Annotated in this window: 11 protein-coding genes; 6 read left to right on the top strand and 5 right to left on the bottom strand. The window is 46.9% G+C overall.

Annotation, left to right across the window (positions count from 1 at the left end):
* The first annotated feature begins 94 nt into the window (after window positions 1–94).
* The 3 genes from mnmE (at window position 95) to BP71_RS21420 (ending at window position 5860) form a co-directional block, all read left to right on the top strand.
* Window positions 95–1462 carry a tRNA uridine-5-carboxymethylaminomethyl(34) synthesis GTPase MnmE gene (mnmE, locus tag BP71_RS21430; RefSeq protein WP_496382973.1) on the top strand — a complete coding sequence of 456 codons (1368 nt, stop codon included), beginning with the start codon at window positions 95–97 and terminating at the stop codon, window positions 1460–1462.
* A 189-nt stretch (window positions 1463–1651) separates the two neighbouring features.
* Window positions 1652–4246, top strand: coding sequence for an NACHT domain-containing protein (locus tag BP71_RS21425; RefSeq protein WP_496382971.1), 2595 nt, complete (start codon window positions 1652–1654; stop codon window positions 4244–4246).
* Between the two features lie 129 nt (window positions 4247–4375).
* The gene (locus BP71_RS21420) at window positions 4376–5860 is read left to right on the top strand and encodes a hypothetical protein (RefSeq protein ID WP_496382969.1); all 1485 of its coding nucleotides are present in this window, start codon (window positions 4376–4378) and stop codon (window positions 5858–5860) included.
* An 8-nt stretch (window positions 5861–5868) separates the two neighbouring features.
* Here BP71_RS21420 and BP71_RS21415 read toward each other — a convergent pair whose 3' ends face one another.
* On the bottom strand, window positions 5869–6291 hold the full coding sequence (locus BP71_RS21415) for an XRE family transcriptional regulator (RefSeq protein WP_496382967.1): 423 nt from the start codon (window positions 6289–6291) through the stop codon (window positions 5869–5871).
* Window positions 6292–6747: 456 nt separating this feature from the next.
* Window positions 6748–9726, bottom strand: a complete 2979-nt coding sequence (locus tag BP71_RS21410; protein ID WP_496382965.1) for an RICIN domain-containing protein — start codon at window positions 9724–9726, stop codon at window positions 6748–6750.
* Window positions 9727–10839: 1113 nt separating this feature from the next.
* On the opposite strand from BP71_RS21410, the gene BP71_RS21405 reads away from it, so the two are divergent.
* From BP71_RS21405 to BP71_RS21395, 3 genes are all read left to right on the top strand, one after another.
* Entirely contained in the window at window positions 10840–12036 is a 1197-nt protein-coding gene (locus BP71_RS21405; RefSeq protein ID WP_496382963.1) for an ATP-binding protein, read from the top strand.
* A gap of 108 nt (window positions 12037–12144) precedes the next feature.
* Window positions 12145–13884 (top strand): serine hydrolase, encoded by a 1740-nt coding sequence (locus tag BP71_RS21400; protein WP_496382961.1) that lies wholly within the window; start codon window positions 12145–12147, stop codon window positions 13882–13884.
* A 185-nt stretch (window positions 13885–14069) separates the two neighbouring features.
* A complete protein-coding gene (locus tag BP71_RS21395) occupies window positions 14070–14450 on the top strand; it encodes a nuclear transport factor 2 family protein (protein WP_496382959.1) in 381 nt (126 codons plus the stop codon).
* 139 nt (window positions 14451–14589) lie between these two features.
* On the opposite strand, the gene BP71_RS21390 is transcribed toward BP71_RS21395, so the two are convergent.
* The 3 genes from BP71_RS21390 to BP71_RS21380 form a co-directional block, all read right to left on the bottom strand.
* Window positions 14590–18534: an FG-GAP-like repeat-containing protein gene (locus BP71_RS21390; protein WP_496382957.1), complete on the bottom strand. Its 3945-nt coding sequence runs from the start codon at window positions 18532–18534 to the stop codon at window positions 14590–14592.
* Between the two features lie 151 nt (window positions 18535–18685).
* Entirely contained in the window at window positions 18686–19414 is a 729-nt protein-coding gene (locus tag BP71_RS21385) for a LytR/AlgR family response regulator transcription factor (protein ID WP_496382955.1), read from the bottom strand.
* Window positions 19407–21455 (bottom strand): histidine kinase, encoded by a 2049-nt coding sequence (locus BP71_RS21380; RefSeq protein ID WP_496382953.1) that lies wholly within the window; start codon window positions 21453–21455, stop codon window positions 19407–19409. Before BP71_RS21380 ends, BP71_RS21385 begins: the two co-directional genes overlap by 8 nt.
* Between the last annotated feature and the right edge of the window lie 63 nt (window positions 21456–21518).

Here is a 21518-nt window from a genome sequence, read left to right as displayed (position 1 = left end):
ACACACCGCGTCGGCAGAAAAATCCCGTAAAGGTACAAAATTCAAACTTCCTGCTTCGGATATTGGTTCTTTCAAATAGTAGCATATTTGCATTATGAACATAGTACCCATCCATCAGCAGGAAGTGATTTGTGCGCTGGCGACGCCCTCGGGTGTAGGGGCGATCGGCGTTATACGCGTGTCGGGCCTGGGCGCGATCGCCATGGTCAACGGCGTTTTTAAAGGAAAAAACCTCGAAAATGTCGAAACCCACACCGTGCATTTCGGCACGATCAATGCCGGCGACGAGATCATCGACGAAGTGCTGGTAAGTGTTTTCAAAACCCCGCGCTCGTTCACCAAGGAAGACTCCGTTGAAATTTCCTGCCACGGCTCCGACTACATTATCCGCCAGATATTAAAGGTGCTCATCACCAAAGGCGCAAGAATCGCCAAGCCCGGCGAGTTCACCCAGCGCGCCTTTCTGAACGGCCAGTTCGACCTGGTGCAAGCCGAGGCCGTGGCCGACCTGATCGCCGCCGACTCGCAAGCCAGCCATAAAACTGCACTAAATCAACTGCGGGGTGGTTTTTCCAAAAAACTCGCCTCCCTACGATCCGAGCTGATCCATTTCGCTTCCATGATCGAGCTGGAACTCGATTTCGGCGAAGAAGACGTAGAATTCGCCGAGCGGGACGATTTACGCAGGCTCATTGAAGCCCTGCTGGCGACGATCCAACCGTTGATCAGCTCGTTTGATTTTGGTAACGCGATTAAGGAAGGGGTGCCCGTAGCGATCATCGGCTCGCCGAACGTGGGCAAATCGACCTTGCTGAATGCATTGTTGAATGAAGAAAAGGCCATAGTAACTGCCATTGCAGGCACGACGCGCGACGTCATCGAAGACACCATTATACTTGACGGGTTGAAATTTCGCTTCATTGATACCGCCGGGATACGAGAGACGACCGATGTTGTGGAGTCGATCGGTATCGAGCGCTCGAAAGCGGCAATGGATAAGGCTGATATTGTGATCTTCTTGTTTGATAGCGCTGCGACACTTGCCGAGAATAAGGCATTGGCTGCATTACTGCCTGGGAATAAGGATCTGGTTTTTGTTTTAAATAAGACGGATATTAATCCTTCGCTTGCTTCCGAACTAGCTGGCGAGGCATTGGATATTATACCCATTTCCGCTCATACCCAGCAGAACTTGCCTGCATTGACGGGTAAGCTCGTTTCACTCGTGCACAGCCAGGCCGCCGGTGACACAGTAGTTACCAACTTGCGGCATTATGAGCATTTGGTTAAAACTTCCGCGTCTTTGACAGATGTTTTGAATGGGCTGGCTTTGGGTGTTACCGGAGATTTTCTGGCGCAGGATATCCGGTTGGCGCTGCATCATTTGGGAGAGATTACGGGGACGATTGTGACGGATGATTTACTGGATAATATATTTTCGAAGTTTTGTATCGGGAAGTAATATCAGCAAGAGTGCAAGTCACTGGTTCCGCAATGTAGTTGCTTGCTAGGTAATGGATATTTTAGTTTTTTTTACAAAGGTATGGTTTGAGAGAAGGTCAATCTAAAACGTTATAAAAAAATATTATTTTATAGAGTTTTTAATGGCTTATTTTGTTATTGTTAATCCTCCCATCTAAATGCTACTGCTATGATTAGTAACAGGTATACTGATCTAAATCGCAAATTCTATAAACTCCCGAAAGCAGAACAAACTGACGAATTCGAACGAGAATTTGAAAGCACCATCCCTCAGTTTGAGCGCGGTATTAGCTGGGATGAATTGATCCGGGACTCACGAGTAATTATTCTTTCCGAAGCTGGGTCTGGAAAATCATGTGAAATATATAATACCGCAAAAAAACTACGTGGTGCGAATCGCACCGCATTTTTTATCAGAATCGAAGATATCAGTGATGATATTGGTTTTGAAGTTGGCAAAATCAACGAATTTGATCAATGGATCAATAGTGAAGAAGAAGCGTGGATCTTTTTAGATTCGGTCGACGAGGCAAAGCTGTCAGATCCCAGGGACTTTAGTAAAGCAATTCGGAAGTTTGGCCGCATGATTGCGAGCGCCTTGGACAGGGCTTTCATATTTATCACTTCAAGAGCCTCATCTTGGTCTTACAAATCTGACCTGGCTCTTTGCAATCAATGTCTACCGAAGGACAGCGTCGAAGAATACGATTTTGCAAATGAATGCTTTAATGTCTACTCGCTGACCGATTTAGACGGCGATCAGGTGAAGGAGTTTCTCGTTGCTAATGACGTTCCTGACAGAGAAGGTTTTCTAGCGGAAACAAATAGGCAGGAGGCCCGAATGTTCACAAGTAGGCCGCAAGACTTGTTGGAATTAATAAGCTACTGGAAAAGACACGGATCCATCGGTTCCAAGTATCAATTAATTCAAGACAGCATTGAGTGGAGATTAGAAGAACAACACGAGACCCATGCTCAACTAAATCCGATCTCCAAGGACAAACTTAGGGCCGGTGCCGAGAAAATAGCTGTTGCTATGATTCTAACGAAGAAATTTACAGCAAAAGTACCTGATGGTAACAATCATTCGAGTGGAATTGACATAAAGAATATTCTCCCTGACTGGGATAATAGAGAATGCAGCACTTTATTAAGCAGACCAATTTTTGATGATGCGATTTACGGATCAGTTCGTTTTCACCATCGATCGGTCAGGGAATACTTGGCGGCTAGATGGTTTTTCAATAGGCTAAATGACGGATCTCCAAGGTTTCCAATAGAGAGCCTCTTTTTTAAATCTCACTATGGAGTTGACGTAATTGTTCCAGCGATGAGACATATTCTGCCTTGGCTTGCGCAAATGGATGCAAAGGTCAGGCAAAGAGTGATCGGAATTGACCCTCATGCAATCTTAGAAGGAGGAGATCCTGCTATGTTTCCACTCCACGTCCGCGAGGCGCTGTTTGAGATGGTCTGTTTAAGCGTGCATAACAAGGGGTCTAATTGGCATTTCGATAACTGGGAATCGGTTAAAAAAATGGCCAAACCAGATGTAGGCGAAAAGATAAGCAACTTGCTGAAATATTATTCTGGCGACTCGACAATCGTAGCGCTACTTATGGACTCAGCTCTCTCTGGGGGGATTACGGAGTGCTTGTCAGTAGCAACTTTAATTGCAGTAAATACATCTTTGGACGATCACGCAAGGATATCTGCGATCAAATTGATTAGGGATTTTGACGAAGACAGGCTAAATGACATCAGGAATTTCTACGCTACCGAGAAACTTGTTGTGGGGAGATCTTTGGCAAAAGAATTAATAGTTGGCCTTCCAAGCGATAGGAGCAGTTTAAGTTGGCTGATGCAGATTCTGAATTCAATATCTGATGTTGATGATTATCGGATGACGGGACTAACTAGCCAATTGATTGGCTTTTCTAACGGGTTTGATTTATCTCTCTCAGCTGATTTAGGGAAGAGAATTGCTGAATTACTATCTCAGGAGCCCTATATTGAAAAGGGTTATTGTGAAATTTCCCAAAAAAATGCTTGGTTATTTGATGTCTCCTTGGCAATTGTTCAGCGACTATTAATTTCTCGGAGTCATTTGATTTTCCAATCTGAATTTGTTGAAGTGTTGATGCAGGTATATCCAAGTCGCCACTACGATATTATAAGACATGAACACAAATTTATCCAGTTAATCAATGAGTGGATTGAATTTAAGCATTATCTGTTCTGGCAGGGTATTGAACAGGAACGAAAACGACTTGGTAAACAAGACGTCAACTTTAGATTCTATTACCACACACAATTTATTGAAAATGAACTTCGACTCTTAGAAGTCGATTTTCCCTTACTGCTAGAAAAGGTTGATAGTGGGAACATCAAGGAGAATCGAGCAATTGCATTGCATTTTTGCCTCTCAATATATAGAGACTTAAAGAAATCAAGAAATCTATTGAATTCGATAAAACGAGCAGTTGGCAATGATGCAGTGTTAACTGATGTCATGGTTGCATTTTTGCATCCGCCAAAATTATCGAAAGAAGATCGAAGCTTAATAGCGAAAGACAGAGCATACAAAGGAAGGCGAGCAGCTCGGGATAAAGAACAAGCTCGGACTTTGAAAGAAGTCACGCGGAAGGTCAGAGTAAATCCTTCTCAGCTTCGTGATTCCGGATTAGGTCGAGGTGTGATTTCCCAATTTCAATATTACTTGTATGAGAAAACACGATCTAAGGACAACTGTGAAAACCATTAGATTAAGACAGACTGGCGTTTACTGATACCTCTCATTGGTGACGAAGCAGCTTTCGCATATCGAGACGGGATAACGTCATTTTGGCGGCAGCACGAACCAACTTGGTCAACTGACAGTGGTAAGATAGAATTGAATGCATACTTATTTTTTGCTCTTGCAGGATTGCAAATTGAGGCTGACGAGGTTGAATCTTGGTCTGACAGATTAAGTAGTCAAGAAATAGTTCTAGCCTGCAAATATGCTTTTGCTAACCTCAATGAGTTCCCAAACTGGTTTGCGAGTGTAATGAGAAGCGATCCAGGATTGGTTAAAGATCTTATTTTGAAAGAAATTAAACGGGAGTCGTCACTCGAGACAGGGTCTACAACGATAATTTCCAAAATATTCTATCATCATAAGGACCTCTGGAATATATTTGGAGACGAGCTGATGGTTCTACTTCAAGATAATAATATCAACGTAAACGATGTAAGGTATGCGATCCGGATAATTGAGTCACTGGATACGATCTCAGATAAGGATCTTGCAGAGTTTGCATTTGACAGGTGCAACAGTCCAGGTAGTAGCGATAACTTGCCTCTGTGGTACGCAACTTGGATTGGAACTGATCCAGAACCAGCAATCATCGCATTAACCGAACATCTGTGGTGCCTCGAAACGGAAAAAGATGCGCCGGAATTTGCAATGCAGGTGATTTCTTCATTGATTGGAACTCGTGGAAGTGGTGGGCCAGCCCGAAGCAATTTCAAAACTCCAAGGCCGCTTAAAGAACTCATCGTGTTGATGTATACCTACATCAAGCGCGAGGAAGATTTCGAGAGAGCTGGAAGAGGGGTGTATTCCCCCGGACTGCGCGATGAAGCACAAGATGCTCGTAATCGTTTGGAAACCTTTCTTAAAGATATCCCAGGGAAGGAATCTTTTTCAGCCATGATGGAGTTGAGCCAAACTCACCCTCATATTCCTTATAGAAAGTGGATGATGAGTGACGCGATGGAGAGGGCAAGGATAGATTCTGCATTTGGTCCATATTCGGAGAAGGATTTCATAGATTTTTGCAACACGTTGGAGCGAACACCATCTAATCATGGAGAATTATTTGAACTTGCGGTACTTCGCCTATTAGATTTGAAAGCTGATCTTGAAGACGGAGACAACAGCTATGCGCTGAACCTCATTAACGAGCACAGAGAAACAAGGGTAAGGAATGTCATAGGTGGTTGGTGCAGGGATAGGTCAAGTAGTCGATACTCAGTTGTACAGGAAGAAGAACTGGCAGACGCAAAGAAACCGGACTTGCGATTTCTCGGTAATACTTTTGACGCACCCGTTCCTGTTGAATTGAAGTTGGCAAACAAGTGGTCAACTGAAGCATTGATGGAGAGACTTGAAAATCAGCTTTGTGGCGATTATTTACGGGACTATCGTTCAAACAACGGAATCTATTTACTAATCAATCAGTCAATGGAGACTTGGAAATTTAGTGATCAGGTTCTGACTTTTGCGGATCTTGTAACCTTTTTGAAATCGCATTGGAATACAGTTTCCGAAAATTATTCCTATGTCAACAACATCGAGATCATTGGTATTGATTTGCTTAAAAGGTCAACATAGGTTATTCGTTATTTCCCAATCAACCGCTCCAACCGCTCCATCATCTCATCCTTTTCCTTCAACATCCGCTCATACAAAGCAATCTTCTCCTCATGAAGGCGCATGATTTTATCAACCGGGTCTGATTGAATTGTTCCATAGTTCACAGAACTACCGACAGCCCTATCATTGAAAGTAGTAGTTATAATGTTGACAGCTTTTTCCTCGTCAAAATTCCGTATCGCCTCAGCCGGTATCTTCAAAATCGCCGAAACCTGCTCCAAAATGTCGGCATCGATCTTCTCTTTTTGTTCTAGCTGGGAGATTTTCTGCTGATTCCAGTCTTCGCCTAGCTCGAATGCGAGGGCGTCCTGTTTGATCGAGAGCATTTCGCGGAATCGCTTCAAATTTCGGCCTTCGTGGATCTTTGGGTTGGAGGTAGCATGTGTCATGCGGAAAAGGTGTTTGGTTAAAAAAGCAATTTATGTAAATCTGCCGGGAAGTGCTCGGATATCTTACCAGGTTGACAATATTAGTTGTTGGACACGCGTGTCGAGTGTCGTTTATGTGTGATCGTGCTTTATTGATAGATGCCCGTGATGTACTTGTGCGTGACAAGTTTCTCGGTTATATGGACAGTCTAGCGGAGAGCAACTTTGAGCGGGTCGACAGCAAACTTTCAAATTCAACATATTGCATCCTGGTCTGCGGTCACTCTGATGCCTTTATAAGTTTTGTACCGAATTTGTACCTGGATGTATATAATTGGTTGTTAGTCAGTCGATCGTAGATATTGTATTGGCAAATAAGCAGATAGAATACCCGTAAATAACAACATACAAACGCCTGGAAATCAGATATCCAATCTAATTTCCAGGCGTTTTCGTTTGCTGTTTTGTAAATGTCGGTTAGTCTTTTACTAGCTTGATGACCTTACTTACCGTCCCCATCTGTAACCTAAGGATGTGCGGGCCGGATTGTAGCTTCCGACCTACCAGGCTGCCATCTTTTCCAGTCCCACTTTCTACCCTCCGGCCGGTCTGGTCAAAGATCTCATATTTAAAATCCGAAGACGCTTTGATCTGGAAAAGTTGGGAGGATGGGTTAGGATATGCTACTGCGTTTCCGACGGCATCATATTCCAACGATTTGGGATTTGACAACCGCGAAATGCTTGCAGTATTGACCTGCTCGAACCGGAATTGCTGGTTGGCCCCGTTGTTACAGGCCCATTGCTGAATGAGGGCTCCATTTGCAGTGGATGAGGCTGCCACGTCGAGACATTTGCCGCTGTGGCGGGCCTTGATCTGGAAGTAACCGTCTCCGGCGTCAATTAACTGAAATTGCTGGTTAGTGCCGGCGCCGGCTGTCCACTGCTGCACTTTGGCTCCGTCAGTCTGGGAAAATCCACTGATATCCAAATTTTTGCCGCTGTGATTTACCTTCAAAGTGTAGTATCCGCTTCCGTTAGCTGTAACCACCCAATGCTGATTAGAACCGCCGGTGCCGGGCCACTGATCCACCTGCGCCCCATCGGCAGTCGACGCGCCTGCTACATCGACCACTTGGTTGCTGTGCCGTGCAATAATCCGGTAAGTTGAGCCGGAGGCAACCGAGGCAGCATTTTGTATATCTCCATAAATGATTCCCCGGCCGGCTCCTCCCAGGTATAATCTGCCGTACACACGCGGATCGCCGGTAATGGTGGTAACCGTGCCATACTGGTGCTGGGCATCGTTTATACGCGTCCAGCTGGCCCCGCCGTCGTCCGAACGGTAGAAACCGGAGGTGCCGTTGACGGTACCGACGATAAAGACTGCCGGATAGGTTTTCCCCGGAGCTGCTTTTCCGAATGAAACGGCCGTTGCATTCTGTACGCGGCTAACCTGCGCGAAACTCGTGCCGGAGTTTGTAGAACGGTACAAACCATTCGGATTGGCGAGCCAGATGTCGCCTTCCGAGCCAAAAACAGTCCGAATTCTCGTTAACCATGCCTGATAGTCGGGAACCGTTGGCAGGCCGGTGGCTTGTATCGAAAAGGAAGTTCCTCCGTTGGTACTTACCCAAATCCTGCCATTCACAAAGTCGTACACATAAAATTTCTGGGAATTCACCCGGTCGGATATGGGCTTTAAGTTGGCTGGCACACCGCCGCACGCGGTCCAGGATGTTCCGCGATTGGTAGAAACATACATAGCGGAAGCACCCTCGGGAGCCCACACCAGTCTGTTGCCGTCGGCGGAAACTGCGATATTGCCACCACCGGTTGTGCCGGCAGGTACGCTGGCAAACGATGTCCAGGTACTGCCTCCGTCGGCAGAATAGGAGCCGTAGTTACCGCCGGAATTGTTGTAGGTACGGGCCATAAATCCGGGAAGATTTTGTGCAAAATCGATACTGAGGTTGGTGCCATATTGAGGCGATAAGCGACCGGCCGACGGCGAAACATCCAGGTTGTCGTGTTTGAAACCGTCAATATCACCCAGTGCGCTCAAAAGCGGAGCACCGGCAGGAGGACTGATCAACTCCAAGGCGGCAGTTTCTTCCAATCCCTTGTTTTGAAATATCCAGTTGGTCGGACTCGCGCCGAGATTATTCGAATTGTAGACCCCGTAACCCGTCACAAACCATGCATTGCCAGCATTGAAGGGGTCGATCTCCACATCACCCAGCCAGTGAGGATTCATGGACGCCGCATACGGAGCCAAGGCATGATCCCACGTAGCATTGGTCAGCAGACCGGTCCAGTTGCTACCACCATCTGTCGTGCGAAGAACTTCATCGCGCGGCCACCAGCGGCCCAATGTACTTACGATCACATGATTGGCATTTTGTGCATCTACCGAAATACCCCCATAACCTCCCTGTCCGGCAGGTGGGGATATATTGGTCCACGCATTACTGGCCGGATTAAGTTTCCATACAGCCCCCGCACCAACGTTATTGGGACCACTGGCATCGGAATACGAGAGATAGATGATCCCATTGGAAGCCTTCGCTGCCTGATGCGGCATCAGATTGGTTGGCTGACCGGATACGGCCGTCCAGGTAGCTCCGCCGTCGGTACTTTTGTATAGATTGGTACCTGTCTGCATGACGCCCACATAGATCGTTTTCGTTGCTGTACCGGACGAACTACTGCTTTTATCAAAAAGCACAAAGGAAATTCCTCCGGAGCCAACCGGACTGGAACTGACCGGAAAGCTGCTGACCTTGCTCCAAGAAGTTCCGTAGTTGGTACTTTTCCAAAGCCCGTCTGTGCTGGAACCCAGGAAAAGGATGCTCCCCAGGTTCGGGTCCACTTGCAGTCGTTCGCCGGCCGACCGCCCGTTTTCGTTCCCCCCGAGCTTAAACGATAAGCTATTGCGCGTCCATGTCGCGCCTTTGTCGGTAGAGGAATAGACAGCGCCCGTTGCGCCCCACGACTGCGTGTAGAGACCCGTAGCCATATACACCCGGTTGGGGTTGGAAGGATCGGTTGCCATACTGAGCACGCCATAGTCATCGCTGGAAGCGAAGCTGTCGGAGAGCGGGATCCATATTTTATTGGCAGCATCCCAGCGATAAGCTCCTCCTATGTCAGTGCGCGCATAGATCAGATTTTGCTGGGTTGGACTATAAATGATACCCGTCACAAATCCACCGCCCAGCATTTGGACGTTTTTCCATTGATAAGTTTGAGCCAGCAGTTTGTTTCCACATAGGCAGGTGAGCCAGCAACAGGCCAGCAATAGCAGCTTTCCAATGGGCCGGGCTTTCCGTTTTCTAACCATACTTTTTTGCCCATTGCGACCGACGTTCCCTTGCACCGGGAATTTTCGGGAAGAGCCTTGATTAAAATTCAGTTGATAACCGTGTGCTGATTCGATTGAGTAAGTTTCATTCATGTTGCATGCATGTTTTTAAGTGATTGTATTACTTCCGGACTTATTTATAAATGGCCATTTCTGAATTGGCAGGATCCCTGAAACCGGGTTGCATTCTGTCTTCTTGGAGACTGATCACATATTTTGCTTTAAGCAGTTACACAATGCGATTTGAGAACAGGTTGCCCTCATCACAATAGTCCCAGGGCAGGCACGCCACGTTTCTTATATGACTATAACAATAGGAGGGTTTCTTTGTATCAAAAGTAGATTAGGGAGCAGCAATGGATGGGTACGGAAAAGTCCGAATAAGGGGCATGAAAAGTCCAAAATGGTATTAAAAAGCCAAAAAACAGCAAAAAAACGAGCTGAACTACCCCCGCGTGACCCTAGTCCACGGAAAATGCGACAAGGATTTTTATCCGTCTGTGGAAGAAAGGCAGCGACTTTACTCTAAGCTATCATCAAGAATCATAGTTTTGCAGACGGGCGAATGTGGGAGTTAGACTTTTCTAGGGCCTTTGTCTACGATGTTTTGTTGTCGTGAAATTCTCGGCAGGCGTCGGTCGGGATAAACCAAACTTCTACGGGTGAAAGTCCAGAGACCTGCCGAAGTTCGCTTTGGTGATGTTTGCAGTGATCTCTCTCCTTATTCATTCGCCTCAACCCCTCTTAGACTTGCAAACGTCAAATGGTCAAAGTGTTTGCCGGAATGCACATTCTGCTGACACAACGAATGATGCCGTCACGCATCCAATGTCGGCTCGTCGCTGACAGCTTCACAGGCCGAGTTTCTGTACCTGATTGAATGTCAGGGTTGCCAGGAATTATCGCGCTCGTTAAAAATGATTCATGATTTAGCCCTTTATCACTCGGATGTCCCGTTTGATCAGGCCGAGAAATCTGCGCTGTTCGATCTGAAAGTGCTTTGGGAAGGCTTTGAGCGAATGGCGGTAAGTGCTTAGGATTTGGGACTGTCGTTTGGCAGTCCTTTTTTGTGCATTTCATTAGCGGCTCATGTGCCGAGCTTGCCGGAATCATCTTCGCCGACAAGAAGAACCCGACCGACAATAGCTGAAAGTGTTATTTATAAATTACAAAAACATGTTAAATTTGTAACTTAAAAATAACACTTTGGAAGCGCTTTTTACAAGATATCTACCCAAGCTGCAACGCACGTCCACCAGGTTTGTGCGGGATTTCATCCATCAGATCGACTGGGGAAACAACCGGCTGATCGGTATTAAAGGTGCGCGGGGCGCTGGTAAAACGACGCTCGTTCTGCAATATTTAAAACAGGCGGCGCTGCCAACCGGTCAGTCGTTGTACGTAAGTCTGGATGATCTTTATTTCAGCGCGCATCGGCTTTACGAGCTAGGCGAAACATTTGTGCGGACGGGTGGGAAGCTGCTGGTTTTGGACGAGGTTCACCGATATGCTAATTGGTCGCAGGAAATCAAGAATCTTTACGATGATTTTCCTGATCTGCGAATCGTATTTACGGGTTCATCCATCATGCATCTGGAACGCAGCAAAGGCGATTTGAGCCGCCGTGCCGTCATGTATCATTTACATGGGCTTTCATTTCGTGAATTTCTTCAGATTCAACAGATTGTGTCTTGGTCTGCCGTATCTCTGCCAGATCTTTTGAAAGGCCACACAGAATTGGCGTTGGAACTGACGCAGACAATCAAACCGCTGGCTCACTGGAACGATTATCTGCAATACGGCTACTACCCATACTTTTTGGAGAACAAGGACGTTTATGCACAAAAGTTGACCGAAACAATTCAGCTTAGTTTGGAGCTGGATTTGCCTGCTGTTTATGGCATAAGCTATGCTTCTGTTGACAAGCTGAAACAACTGCTTGTCGTGCTGGCCGAAAGTGTGCCCATGAAACCGAACATTAGCAAGCTTAGTGAAACGCTGAATACCAGTCGGGCGCTGGTAGTGGAGTACCTCCACTATCTGGAAGAGCTGGGAATATTGATGTTGCTGCATCGGGATAGCTTCGGCATTACTCGGTTACAGAAACCTGAAAAGGTGTATTTAAGCCATCCGAACCTTCAATTCGCCTTGCATCAGAGTCGCCCAGATATGGGGACATTACGCGAAAGCTTTTTCCTGAGCCAGGTCCGGCCGTTGCATAAAGTTGAGTACACGGAGAAAGGAGATTTTAAATTGGATAGAAATGTGACGGTTGAAGTGGGAGGGGCGAACAAGAACAGGCAACAACTTGCTGGTGTCGAGAATGGTTATGTAGCTGCTGATGGGCTTGAAGTGGGGTATGGCGATAAGATTCCGCTCTGGATGTTTGGATTGCTGTACTGATTTAAAACCCGCCATTTACATTTCATTAACCTTCTTTTACAGCCCATTAACAGACGATAGGATAGAAACTTTTTAGCTTTGGCGAAATCCATTTCAACCAAACCATCCATGAAAAAACAGCGCCTCTTTCTGATCCTTTCCTTTCTATTAGTCGTATTTCACGTCCAGGCCGATGATCTGGACGATTTTATCCGGAGCCAAATGCAGAAACGGGGTATTCCCGGGTTGTCCCTGGCTATCATTCAGGACGGGAAAATCCTGAAAGCGCAGTCCTATGGATTTATTGATAAGGATGGAAAGGTGCCCGTCACGACGAACACCTTGTTTCAGGCAGGCTCGGTGAGTAAATCGGTTGCGGCTATGGGCGCTCTGTATCTTGTTGAACAGAATAAACTCTCTCTGGATGAGAATGTTAACGTAAAGCTTGAAAGTTGGAAAGTTCCTGATAATGAATTTACAAATGACAAAAAGGTTACACTGCGCGGGATACTCAGCCATACTACCGGTCTTACAGTGCACGGATTCCCGGGATACGCTGTGGGCGCGAAGATCCCTTCGGTCGTTCAGATTCTGGATGGGACAGCCCCGGCCAATACACCACCGGTTCGTGTAGACTTTGTTCCGGGCTCCCGTTGGAGGTATTCAGGTGGCGGTTATACTGTCATGCAACAATTGATGGAGGACGCGACCGGCGCTGTTTTTCCGGAATTCATGAAAAGTAATGTGCTTTCGCCATTGGGTATGAAAAATAGCACCTACCAGCAACCTTTACCTCCGGAACTGGCAAAATTGACGGCAACCGGTCACTACAACAATCGTAAGTTAGTGGAAGGTCGCTGGCACATTTATCCTGAGATGGCAGCGGCGGGTTTGTGGACTACGCCGTCAGATCTGGCCCGATTCGCGATTGGTATTCAGAATGCTTATGCCGGAAAATCAGGAAGTATATTATCCCAGTCCATGACCCGCCAAATGCTGACAGATCAGAAAAACAGGGATGGACTTGGTGTTTTTTTGCAGGGTGACAGTACTACGCTCCGCTTCGGACATAATGGGCGCGACGAGGGTTTTGATGCGTTATTGACCGCCAGTGTGAACAAAGGACAAGGCATTGTGATCATGATCAATGCGAATGATAACTCGCATATGATGGGCAGGATTGTTGATTTTATCGCCGACTACTACCACTGGGATGGATTTCCGGTAAAGACTAAACCGGCCGCGGTAGCTGTGGATTCCAAAACTTTAACGGCTTTCGAAGGTCGATATGAATTATTTAACAATCGAATTGTCACTTTTGAGGCTGAAAATCAGCGACTGTTTACTTTGGAAGATGGTTTTGTGGATGAAGAATTTGTGCCCGTAGCTCCTAATACCTTTACATCGACTGACCGCAATGTTTCTGTGATCTTCACATCCGACGCTAGTGGAAATGTGACTGGCTTCACGCTTAAAGACGATGGCCAAAGGTATGAGCGAAAAGTACCCCGTATCGGGCCGCTTGCCCATGCCCAAAAAGCGAGTGCCGATCCTGATCCGTCGCGCACACCCAAAATCATGGCGGCATTGCAGGCAATGGTAAAAGGTGGTAAAGTATTGGAAGAAGCATCGGGCCTCACTTTGGGAGCCAAACGCGATTTTGCAGGCGGAATGCGGGAGCCCGAAACTTTGAAATCATTAACTTTTATTCATTCAGAAAACGTCGCAGGCCGGGGAATTCAGCGCCACGATAGCGACGTAAGCGAAATAGTAACCTACCAATTGAAGTCCAACCAGCCGGATACCTATATACTCGTCCATCTGACCGCCGACGGCCTGGTTACGGATTGCGATCTCGTCGAAAAATAATAGCTATTTGGGCATTGGAATAGTCACTTCTGATAGTGTGTGGCTATATAGCCTCTATTTTCTCAAGCAAATCACATAAAATCTCAAGTTTTACCGACAACCATTTTTAACAAGCCGCTATACTTTCGTTTCTGGAACAACGACGCCATGCCAAATGGATTCTAACGGTTTTAGAAAATAGAAATATGGAAAAAATGGAAATTACCAGACAAGACGTTGTTGAGGCTGAAAATAAACTTTTTTCGGCTCAACTTGTGAGCAACGTGGATATTCTTGACCAACTGTTACACGATGATTTAATTGCCGTTGCGCCGACAGGACAAGTCCTGACCAAAAAAATGGACCTGGACTCACATAAAGCAAAAACAATGATTATTGAAGACGCTTCAACAATCATTGATGAGATTAAAATAATGGGCGACACGGCACTTTCAATCGTTACTATGACGGCGAAAGGAAAAATGATGGGAACACCATTAGAGGGGAAATTTAGATATTTTAGAGTTTGGAAACGCTTTGGTGATGGATTGAAAGTGATCGGTGCAAGTTTTATGCAACTACCATAGGATATAGTGGCTTGACATCATTGAGCGAGAGTGATGATTAAAAAACACCCCTCTCGCCCAACCAAATTCCTGCCGGATTGTTACAGAGCCGCGATGAATTGTAAAAAAAAACGGGTGAAAAGCGATTTCAAATCTGCTGCTACCTGATGATTGTGAATCTGGAATTGTAGACCTTGCCGTTGTCGTGAACAAGTCTGATCAGGTAGTTTCCACTCGCCAACGTCGATACATTTAGTTCGCCGTGCTGCACCTGACTGGCATTGTACATGATATTTCCACTAGTATTGACGATCTGAATGTTCCTTACCTGATTCCATGTAAAGCCATCTTCCAGTTTCAGGTTAAGCTTGTCGACAACCGGATTTGGGTAGACGGTTAGTTTGAATGCGGCAGTTTTCACTTCTTCTTTTGGAGCCTCAAAAAATTCAGAAGCGTCCATTCTGGCTGACGGTACATTTTTGTTTAAAACACCCAAATTATGGTTTTGTAAATAAATCCACGGACCGAAAGTTTGCCCGGTTGGGCGGGCCGCCGACCAATACTCCACCCTGACCCGGACCTTGGTGTAGCGCCCGATTTTGGCAACCAGTGCTTTCAGCTCCACCCCGGCAGGGCCAATGTTGGTAAAGACTTCGGTGCCTGTTCTACCCACATAATTGGTAATGGACGAACCGCTGCTGAATGGTACTCCATGAGGCTTTGTTTCCCATATTAGTCTTGCATAAGCTGTGCCACCGGCCGGGCGGACAAAGAGGCCCACGCCGAAGTTCGTAGCCAGATTGTTGGCAGCGCTGATCCGGGAAGTCAGGTCGGAATTGTAAAGCCGGAGCATGTTACCCCGTTTGCTTCCGCCATTTCCCAGGTAAGCAAATACAGAATTACTATTATAGGCACCAACAATAATGTCGGAGTAGCCATCACCATTGATATCGCCCGATGCCGAGGAACTGAAACCAAACCCGGTGACAGAACTATTAATGGTATTTGAATAAATAAGACCAGCCGCGCTGCCTTTGTGAATTTTGACATTCTGCAGACCATTATAATTGCCGGAGGAACCGATCACCACGTCGCTGTATCCGTCGCGGTTGATATCACCCGCACTGACGCTGACCCCCAAATGTTCGCCGGGTGAGCCCAGGATCAGGTTGTAATTGCTGCTGGAAATGCCGGATGGACTTCCTTTGTATAAATAGGCAGCCCCAGCCCCTGAATAAGAACTTGATGCGCCGACAATGACATCACCGTACCCGTCGCCATTCACATCTCCCGCGTTTGCTATATCGTAGCCGAAACCATTTGACCCGGAAGGAGCGAAAATGACTGTCGATGGAACATTGGATAAGCCGATGGCGCTGCCCAGATATATATAGCCCATTTCAGGAAATGTCTCACCGGTGGTCTCATGGTTGGTTGCCACCATTACATCGCTATAACCGTCGCCGTTGACGTCTCCTATTCCCGCAGCTCCACGACCAAAGTTTGTGTCCGGGCTGGTGAGTGTGGTAGTTGGCGTTGTTGCGACACCGGATGCAGATCCCATGTAAACATATGCCTTGGAAACTGTTCCCGATCCAACAATAACATCATCGTAACCGTCAGCATTGATGTCACCGGCACCGGCAACGATAAACCCAAAGCGTTGTTCGCCGGTCCTTTGCAAGGTTGCGCCCAGTATCAGCTGCCCCTGTGCGCTTCCATGCACAACATAAGCTTTTCCTGCATTGAGTGTGCCCACAATAATATCGCTGAAACCGTCTCCATTCACATCTCCGGCGCGGGCAAGGCTAAATCCGTAAAAGTCCGAACTTACAAACGTACCTGCCACAGACGATGAACTGGTAGCCAGGCCGCTGGCGCTGCCGAGATAGAGATAAACAAACCCATAACCGGAGCTATTCCTATAAGCTCCGACGACCACATCTCCATATCCGTCGCCATTTACGTCCCCCGCATGAGCCAAACTGTACCCGAAGTCGCCAGTACCGGTCAAAGTCGTTGCCACCGATGTGACCATGACAGGGCTGCCCAGGTAAATATAAGCGTTACCAGTGTTGGACGAAGTACCCGACGCACCGACAATGGCATCACTGTAACCGTCTCCATTGACGTCTCCCGCAGCAGCGACGCTGATTCCAAAATAGCTGTAATACACAGATCCCTGAAAAGTCTGGTTGGGTGCCGAAGGGAGCCCTAATGCGCTGCCCTGGAAAAGGTAAGCCGAGCCCGCATAAGTGCCGGTGCCGCTCGCACCGATCATCACATCTGCATATCCATCCCCATTGATGTCGCCAACGCCGGCAACACTACCGCTCCCGTAACCGGCAAAGGTTTTAGCCGGCGACGTCTGCGTTCCGGTAACGCTGCCTTTGTACACGTAAGCCGAGTTATTCCCGTAGGCACCCACGATCACTTCGCAATACCCATCGCCGTCCACATCTCCCGCACCCGAAACGCACAGACCATAACCTGTGTTAAACACTGGACTTGTCAATGTGGATGCAACTGAAGGATTCATCCCAGTCTCATTTCCGTGGTAAATATATGCTTTGTTCGCTTCGCTCGCTCCGACTATAATGTCTCCAAAAACGTCCCCGTTTACATCACCTGCACCGGCGACGCTCCGGCCAAAACGACCATTGGCAACAGTACCGTTCAAAATATAATCCGGTGTCTGCGAAATGCCTGTACCCTTGCCCAGATGAACCGTCGCACGACCTGTACCTGCATTGACATTGGGTGCACCGACTATAATGTCACTATATGCATCAGCATTGAGATCGATCGCTGATACGCTGATACCCAGCGCACTACCAGCGGCCCCGGTTAATACGGTGGCTGGCGTGGCATTGAGTCCGGTGGAAGTTCCATAATATATATAGGCTGCGCCGGCGTTGTTTGCATATTGATAGGCACCCACAATCACATCGCCGCGGCCATCCCCATTCACGTCACCTGCACTTGCCACAGCGTAGCCGAAGTAACTGTTTGCCGGCCCGTTCAACACCCTGGCCGGGCTGGTGGACAATCCCGTCGCGCTGCCCATATATACGTATGCTGCACCCGCATTGGCGGCCAGCCCGTAAGCGCCCACGATCACATCTCCATAGCCATCCCCATTGACATCGCCCGCACTGGCCACGCTGCACCCGAAACTGGCATTGGCCGACGGACCGGTTAAGGTAGTATTGGCAGTGGTAGAAAGCGGATCAATGGTCACAGGATAAGCGGCATTCTCAACCGCCACTACCAGACTAAAATCGTGATCATTCCCCGTTTCCATTTTAGCAGCCAGGATATTTCCGTTCGCGTCCCAGGCCTTAATGTCCTTGTAAATGACTTTGGTAGCCAGGTCTCCTTCCGCATTTTCCAATGCAAATTGAAGCTTGTTCTGATCTGCCTGGTTAACCGTCCATTCTTCCGAGAAGCCCATTTTAACCCGAAGTTCTTTGGCATTGACGGAAGGCCTATTTTTTACAATAAAATTCTGACGAACACCATCTTCCCGGTTCTGGTACTGAACGACCAGCTGGTTATGGTGTGTAAAAGTGACTTCACTCGTATCGGTAGCAACCTTTGAATTTTGATCATTTGAAATCGCCAGTACACCGTCCGCATACAAGCCCTGCACGATCATATTCAGTTTCCAGTTTTGCTGTGCTGAGTCTTTTGAAACGCTGTCGCCTGGTTTTTCTGGGTCCTGGCGATCCGGCATATTCGACAATGTAAAACCGTCGGATCTGTACACAGCCTGCATTTTCTGTTTTGGATTAATGCTATTTACGCTGTCGCCCGAGGATGCCACAAAGTAACTTTTGCGCTCCATGTCGCCGGTAACCTTTTTGTACCAATCGCCGCCTTTCAGGGTTTCAATATCTTCAACTGGCTCCTCTTTACTGACATTCGACAATTTAGTATGGCCGGGAAATGCAGGAAGTTTAGGTTGAAATGCAGCATGTGGAGCGATTGGATTACCGGACTGCACAGTGGCGATTTCACTGGCAGGTGAAAATGTGCGGCGGACACCGGAAACGATCAAAAGCGATGCGAGTATGCAGGCTGTCCAGGTAGAGTTACGTTTCATGACGATGATTTAGTTTAGCCTTGTGATTTAGATTCAATGCAAGGTAAACCAGCCCGAAATCAGTTTTTTGGGCTTTGAGCAGATGGCATACAATTCCTAGAATCCGGTGTGGTTTGTCCGGAAACTGGTCGGTCTGAAAATGAATATGGTGCTATAAGGCAGCCAGTTTTTGAAGAAATTCGGCTTTGCGGCGTCTGGAAACCTCTATTTGTTCGCCATTGGTCAGGATCACATATTCTTCAAGGCCGGGGTGGAAATATTCAACGTAATGCAAATTGATGAGATGAGACTGATGTACCCTGAAAAAATTGCAGGGTACCAGTATTTCCTCGTACTCTTTCAATGTCTTCGCGACCACTATTTCAGGCTTTCCGTCAATGTGAAAACGGCAGTAATTACTATCGGCTTCCACGCGGATAATGCTGGGAATATTGGCCGCCAGCAGACCTTTGCTGGTGGGTAAAAGCAACTTCTGAGGCAGCGGTTGCTCCTTTTTTGCAACTTCTGCACGCAAAAACTGTAATCGCTGAGCCGCTTTTTCGATGGCCTCACCCAGTTCCCGCAGACTGATCGGTTTCAATAAATAATCCACAGCTTCGGTTTTGATCGCCTGTAATGCATACCGATCGTAGGCTGTTGTGAAAATTACCGCGCAATTTCTGTTTGGAATAGCATCAACTACCTGGATACCATTGAAATACGGCATTTCAACATCTATAAAAAGCACGTCTGGCTGATGCTGCTCAATCATTTCAGCTGCTTTGCGACTATCGGTAGTGGAGCCGGCAACGGATACTTTTTCGGAAAATCTGGCTTTCAGCATGGCGGCTAGTGTGTCAATGCAATGCTGCTCGTCGTCGATAATCAGGCAGTTAATCATGTTTTTGCAGGAGCGGTAAAGTGAGCAGAACAGTCGTGCCGGTAGCCTCGTTACCGTCGAATTTATCGATAATTTTCACAGAAGATCTCACATTGGAATCGTTTTTCAGCCATTCGATCCTTTGACTTGATATATTCATCGCCAGCGATTTTTTCTGAATACCGTCCACCTTTATTTCCGCCGCTTTTGCCCTCCCAATGCCATCGTCCTCGATGCGGCAAATCAGGTTTTTTGCTGTTTTTTCGATGAAAATGTCGATCTGGCCGTGCCCGTCTTTCTGGCTTAAACCATGCCAGATCGCATTTTCAATGTATGGTTGCAGCAGTAGCGGCGGTATCAGGGCCGATTCGGTATCAATGTTTTCAGCCACAGAAATGGTATAGTCAAATTTCTGATTATTGCGCCGGTGTTCCATTTCCACGTACAGCCTGAGGGACGCAAGTTCGTCGGTCAGTTTTACGGATTCGTAAAGCGAATTTTCCAGTACCAGCCGGATCAGCCGCGCGAATTTCGTCAGATACTCGGATGCGTCTTCCTGCCGGTTTTCCCAAATATATTTTTGAATGGAATTTAATGAATTGAAAATAAAATGCGGGTTCATCTGGCTTCGTAATGCCTTCATTTCCAGTGTAGCTTTCAGGTTTTGAAGCGCAGTTTTACCACGAAGCTGACGAATGTAATACACCACTCCAAACACAAAAATCAGGCTGAGTATTAGTGTGATGAGCAACGTTTTATTACGGAATGAAGCCTCTATTTCAAGGTCTTTGATCTGATTTTCCTTTTGCAGCAATCGGATCTTTTCTTCTTTTCTGGAAGTCTGGTACTCGGTTTGAAGTTGTGCCAGCTCTTTTTGTGCGTTTTCTGTTTTGACCGAATCGTTGATCGCAATGAAGTCTTTTTGAAGTCCGAAAGCCTGCTTGTACTGTCCCAAATGTTGTTTCACTGCAATGTGAAGTCGAAGTGCTTCCAGTTTATAGACCTGTATGTCGATTTTTTTGCCAAAGTCTACCAACAAATTCAAATGCCTGTCGGCCTCGCGGTAGTTATTTTGGGCCGTATCCAGTGAAGCGTACGTCAGCAGGCAATTGATCAATTCCGTACCTGGTTCCTTTTTTAACAGATAGTCGAGACCTTCCTGCAACGCGACTTTCGCGGGTGCGTAGTTTTTTTCGGCCATCAGCACCCGGGCTTCTTTGATCCCTATCGCATGGATCGCCGCATCGTCGTTCAATTTGACTGCGATAGCCTTCGCTTTTTCTAAAAAGTACCGGACAGAATCCTGATTCTCAATGTTTGAATAGTAGTCTGTCAGATTGAAGTAGGTCACCAACCTGTGATAATCGTTTTTTCCAAGATAGGGCAGGGCCTGCAAGGTATAGTAAATAGCCAACCTGTTATCATCCAGCTGATTATAAGTCAGTCCGATATTTACTAACGCGGCCACGATGCTGGCCGAATCTTTGATCAGCATACTCTGTCTCACCGAAAGCCGGTAGTTTTTGATGGCGTTTTCATATTCGTTCAGGGCTGCATAGCTGCTCGCAATGGTGGTTGTAGCACTGATCTTCCGGCGATCCTTATCAGACAATGGTTTAATCGCTTTTTCAAGTTTATGAATATAGGTGATAAGGGAATCTTTCTTATTGAGCGTCTGATAGTTGTAGGCCAGCGACTGTAAGAGGTATAATTTCTTTTTCAACGGGATATTCCGGTAGGCAGCCAGAGATTTCCGGAAATAAATAGCTGCGCTATCCGGGCGGCTCGCATCATACGCATCACCCAGATATTGATATAAAATAGGGGTTAATGTGTCCCTTTTTGACTTTTTAGCAAATCCGAGCGCAATGTGGCACCATTCAGGCACTCGGGAGTAGGCCCGGACATCGATTGAATCACTGATTATTTTTTTCAGGTAAAATGCCTTTTCACCGTCTGTGCGGAGTGCATAAAACGGCGCCGGAAATCGGTTACCGGCCTGTCCCATGACTTTATACGTCGGGTACAGTAGTATAAAAAACAGTACAAAACTTTTAATCATTCGCCCACTTGAAAGCATCCCGAGGAACGGTTCTTATGACAAGAAGAACGAAACCCTGATCTA

The organism is Dyadobacter ginsengisoli DSM 21015, from assembly GCF_059568735.1.
Note: the sequence above shows the minus strand (reverse complement) of the source record. Positions and strands in the feature narration are given on the sequence as shown.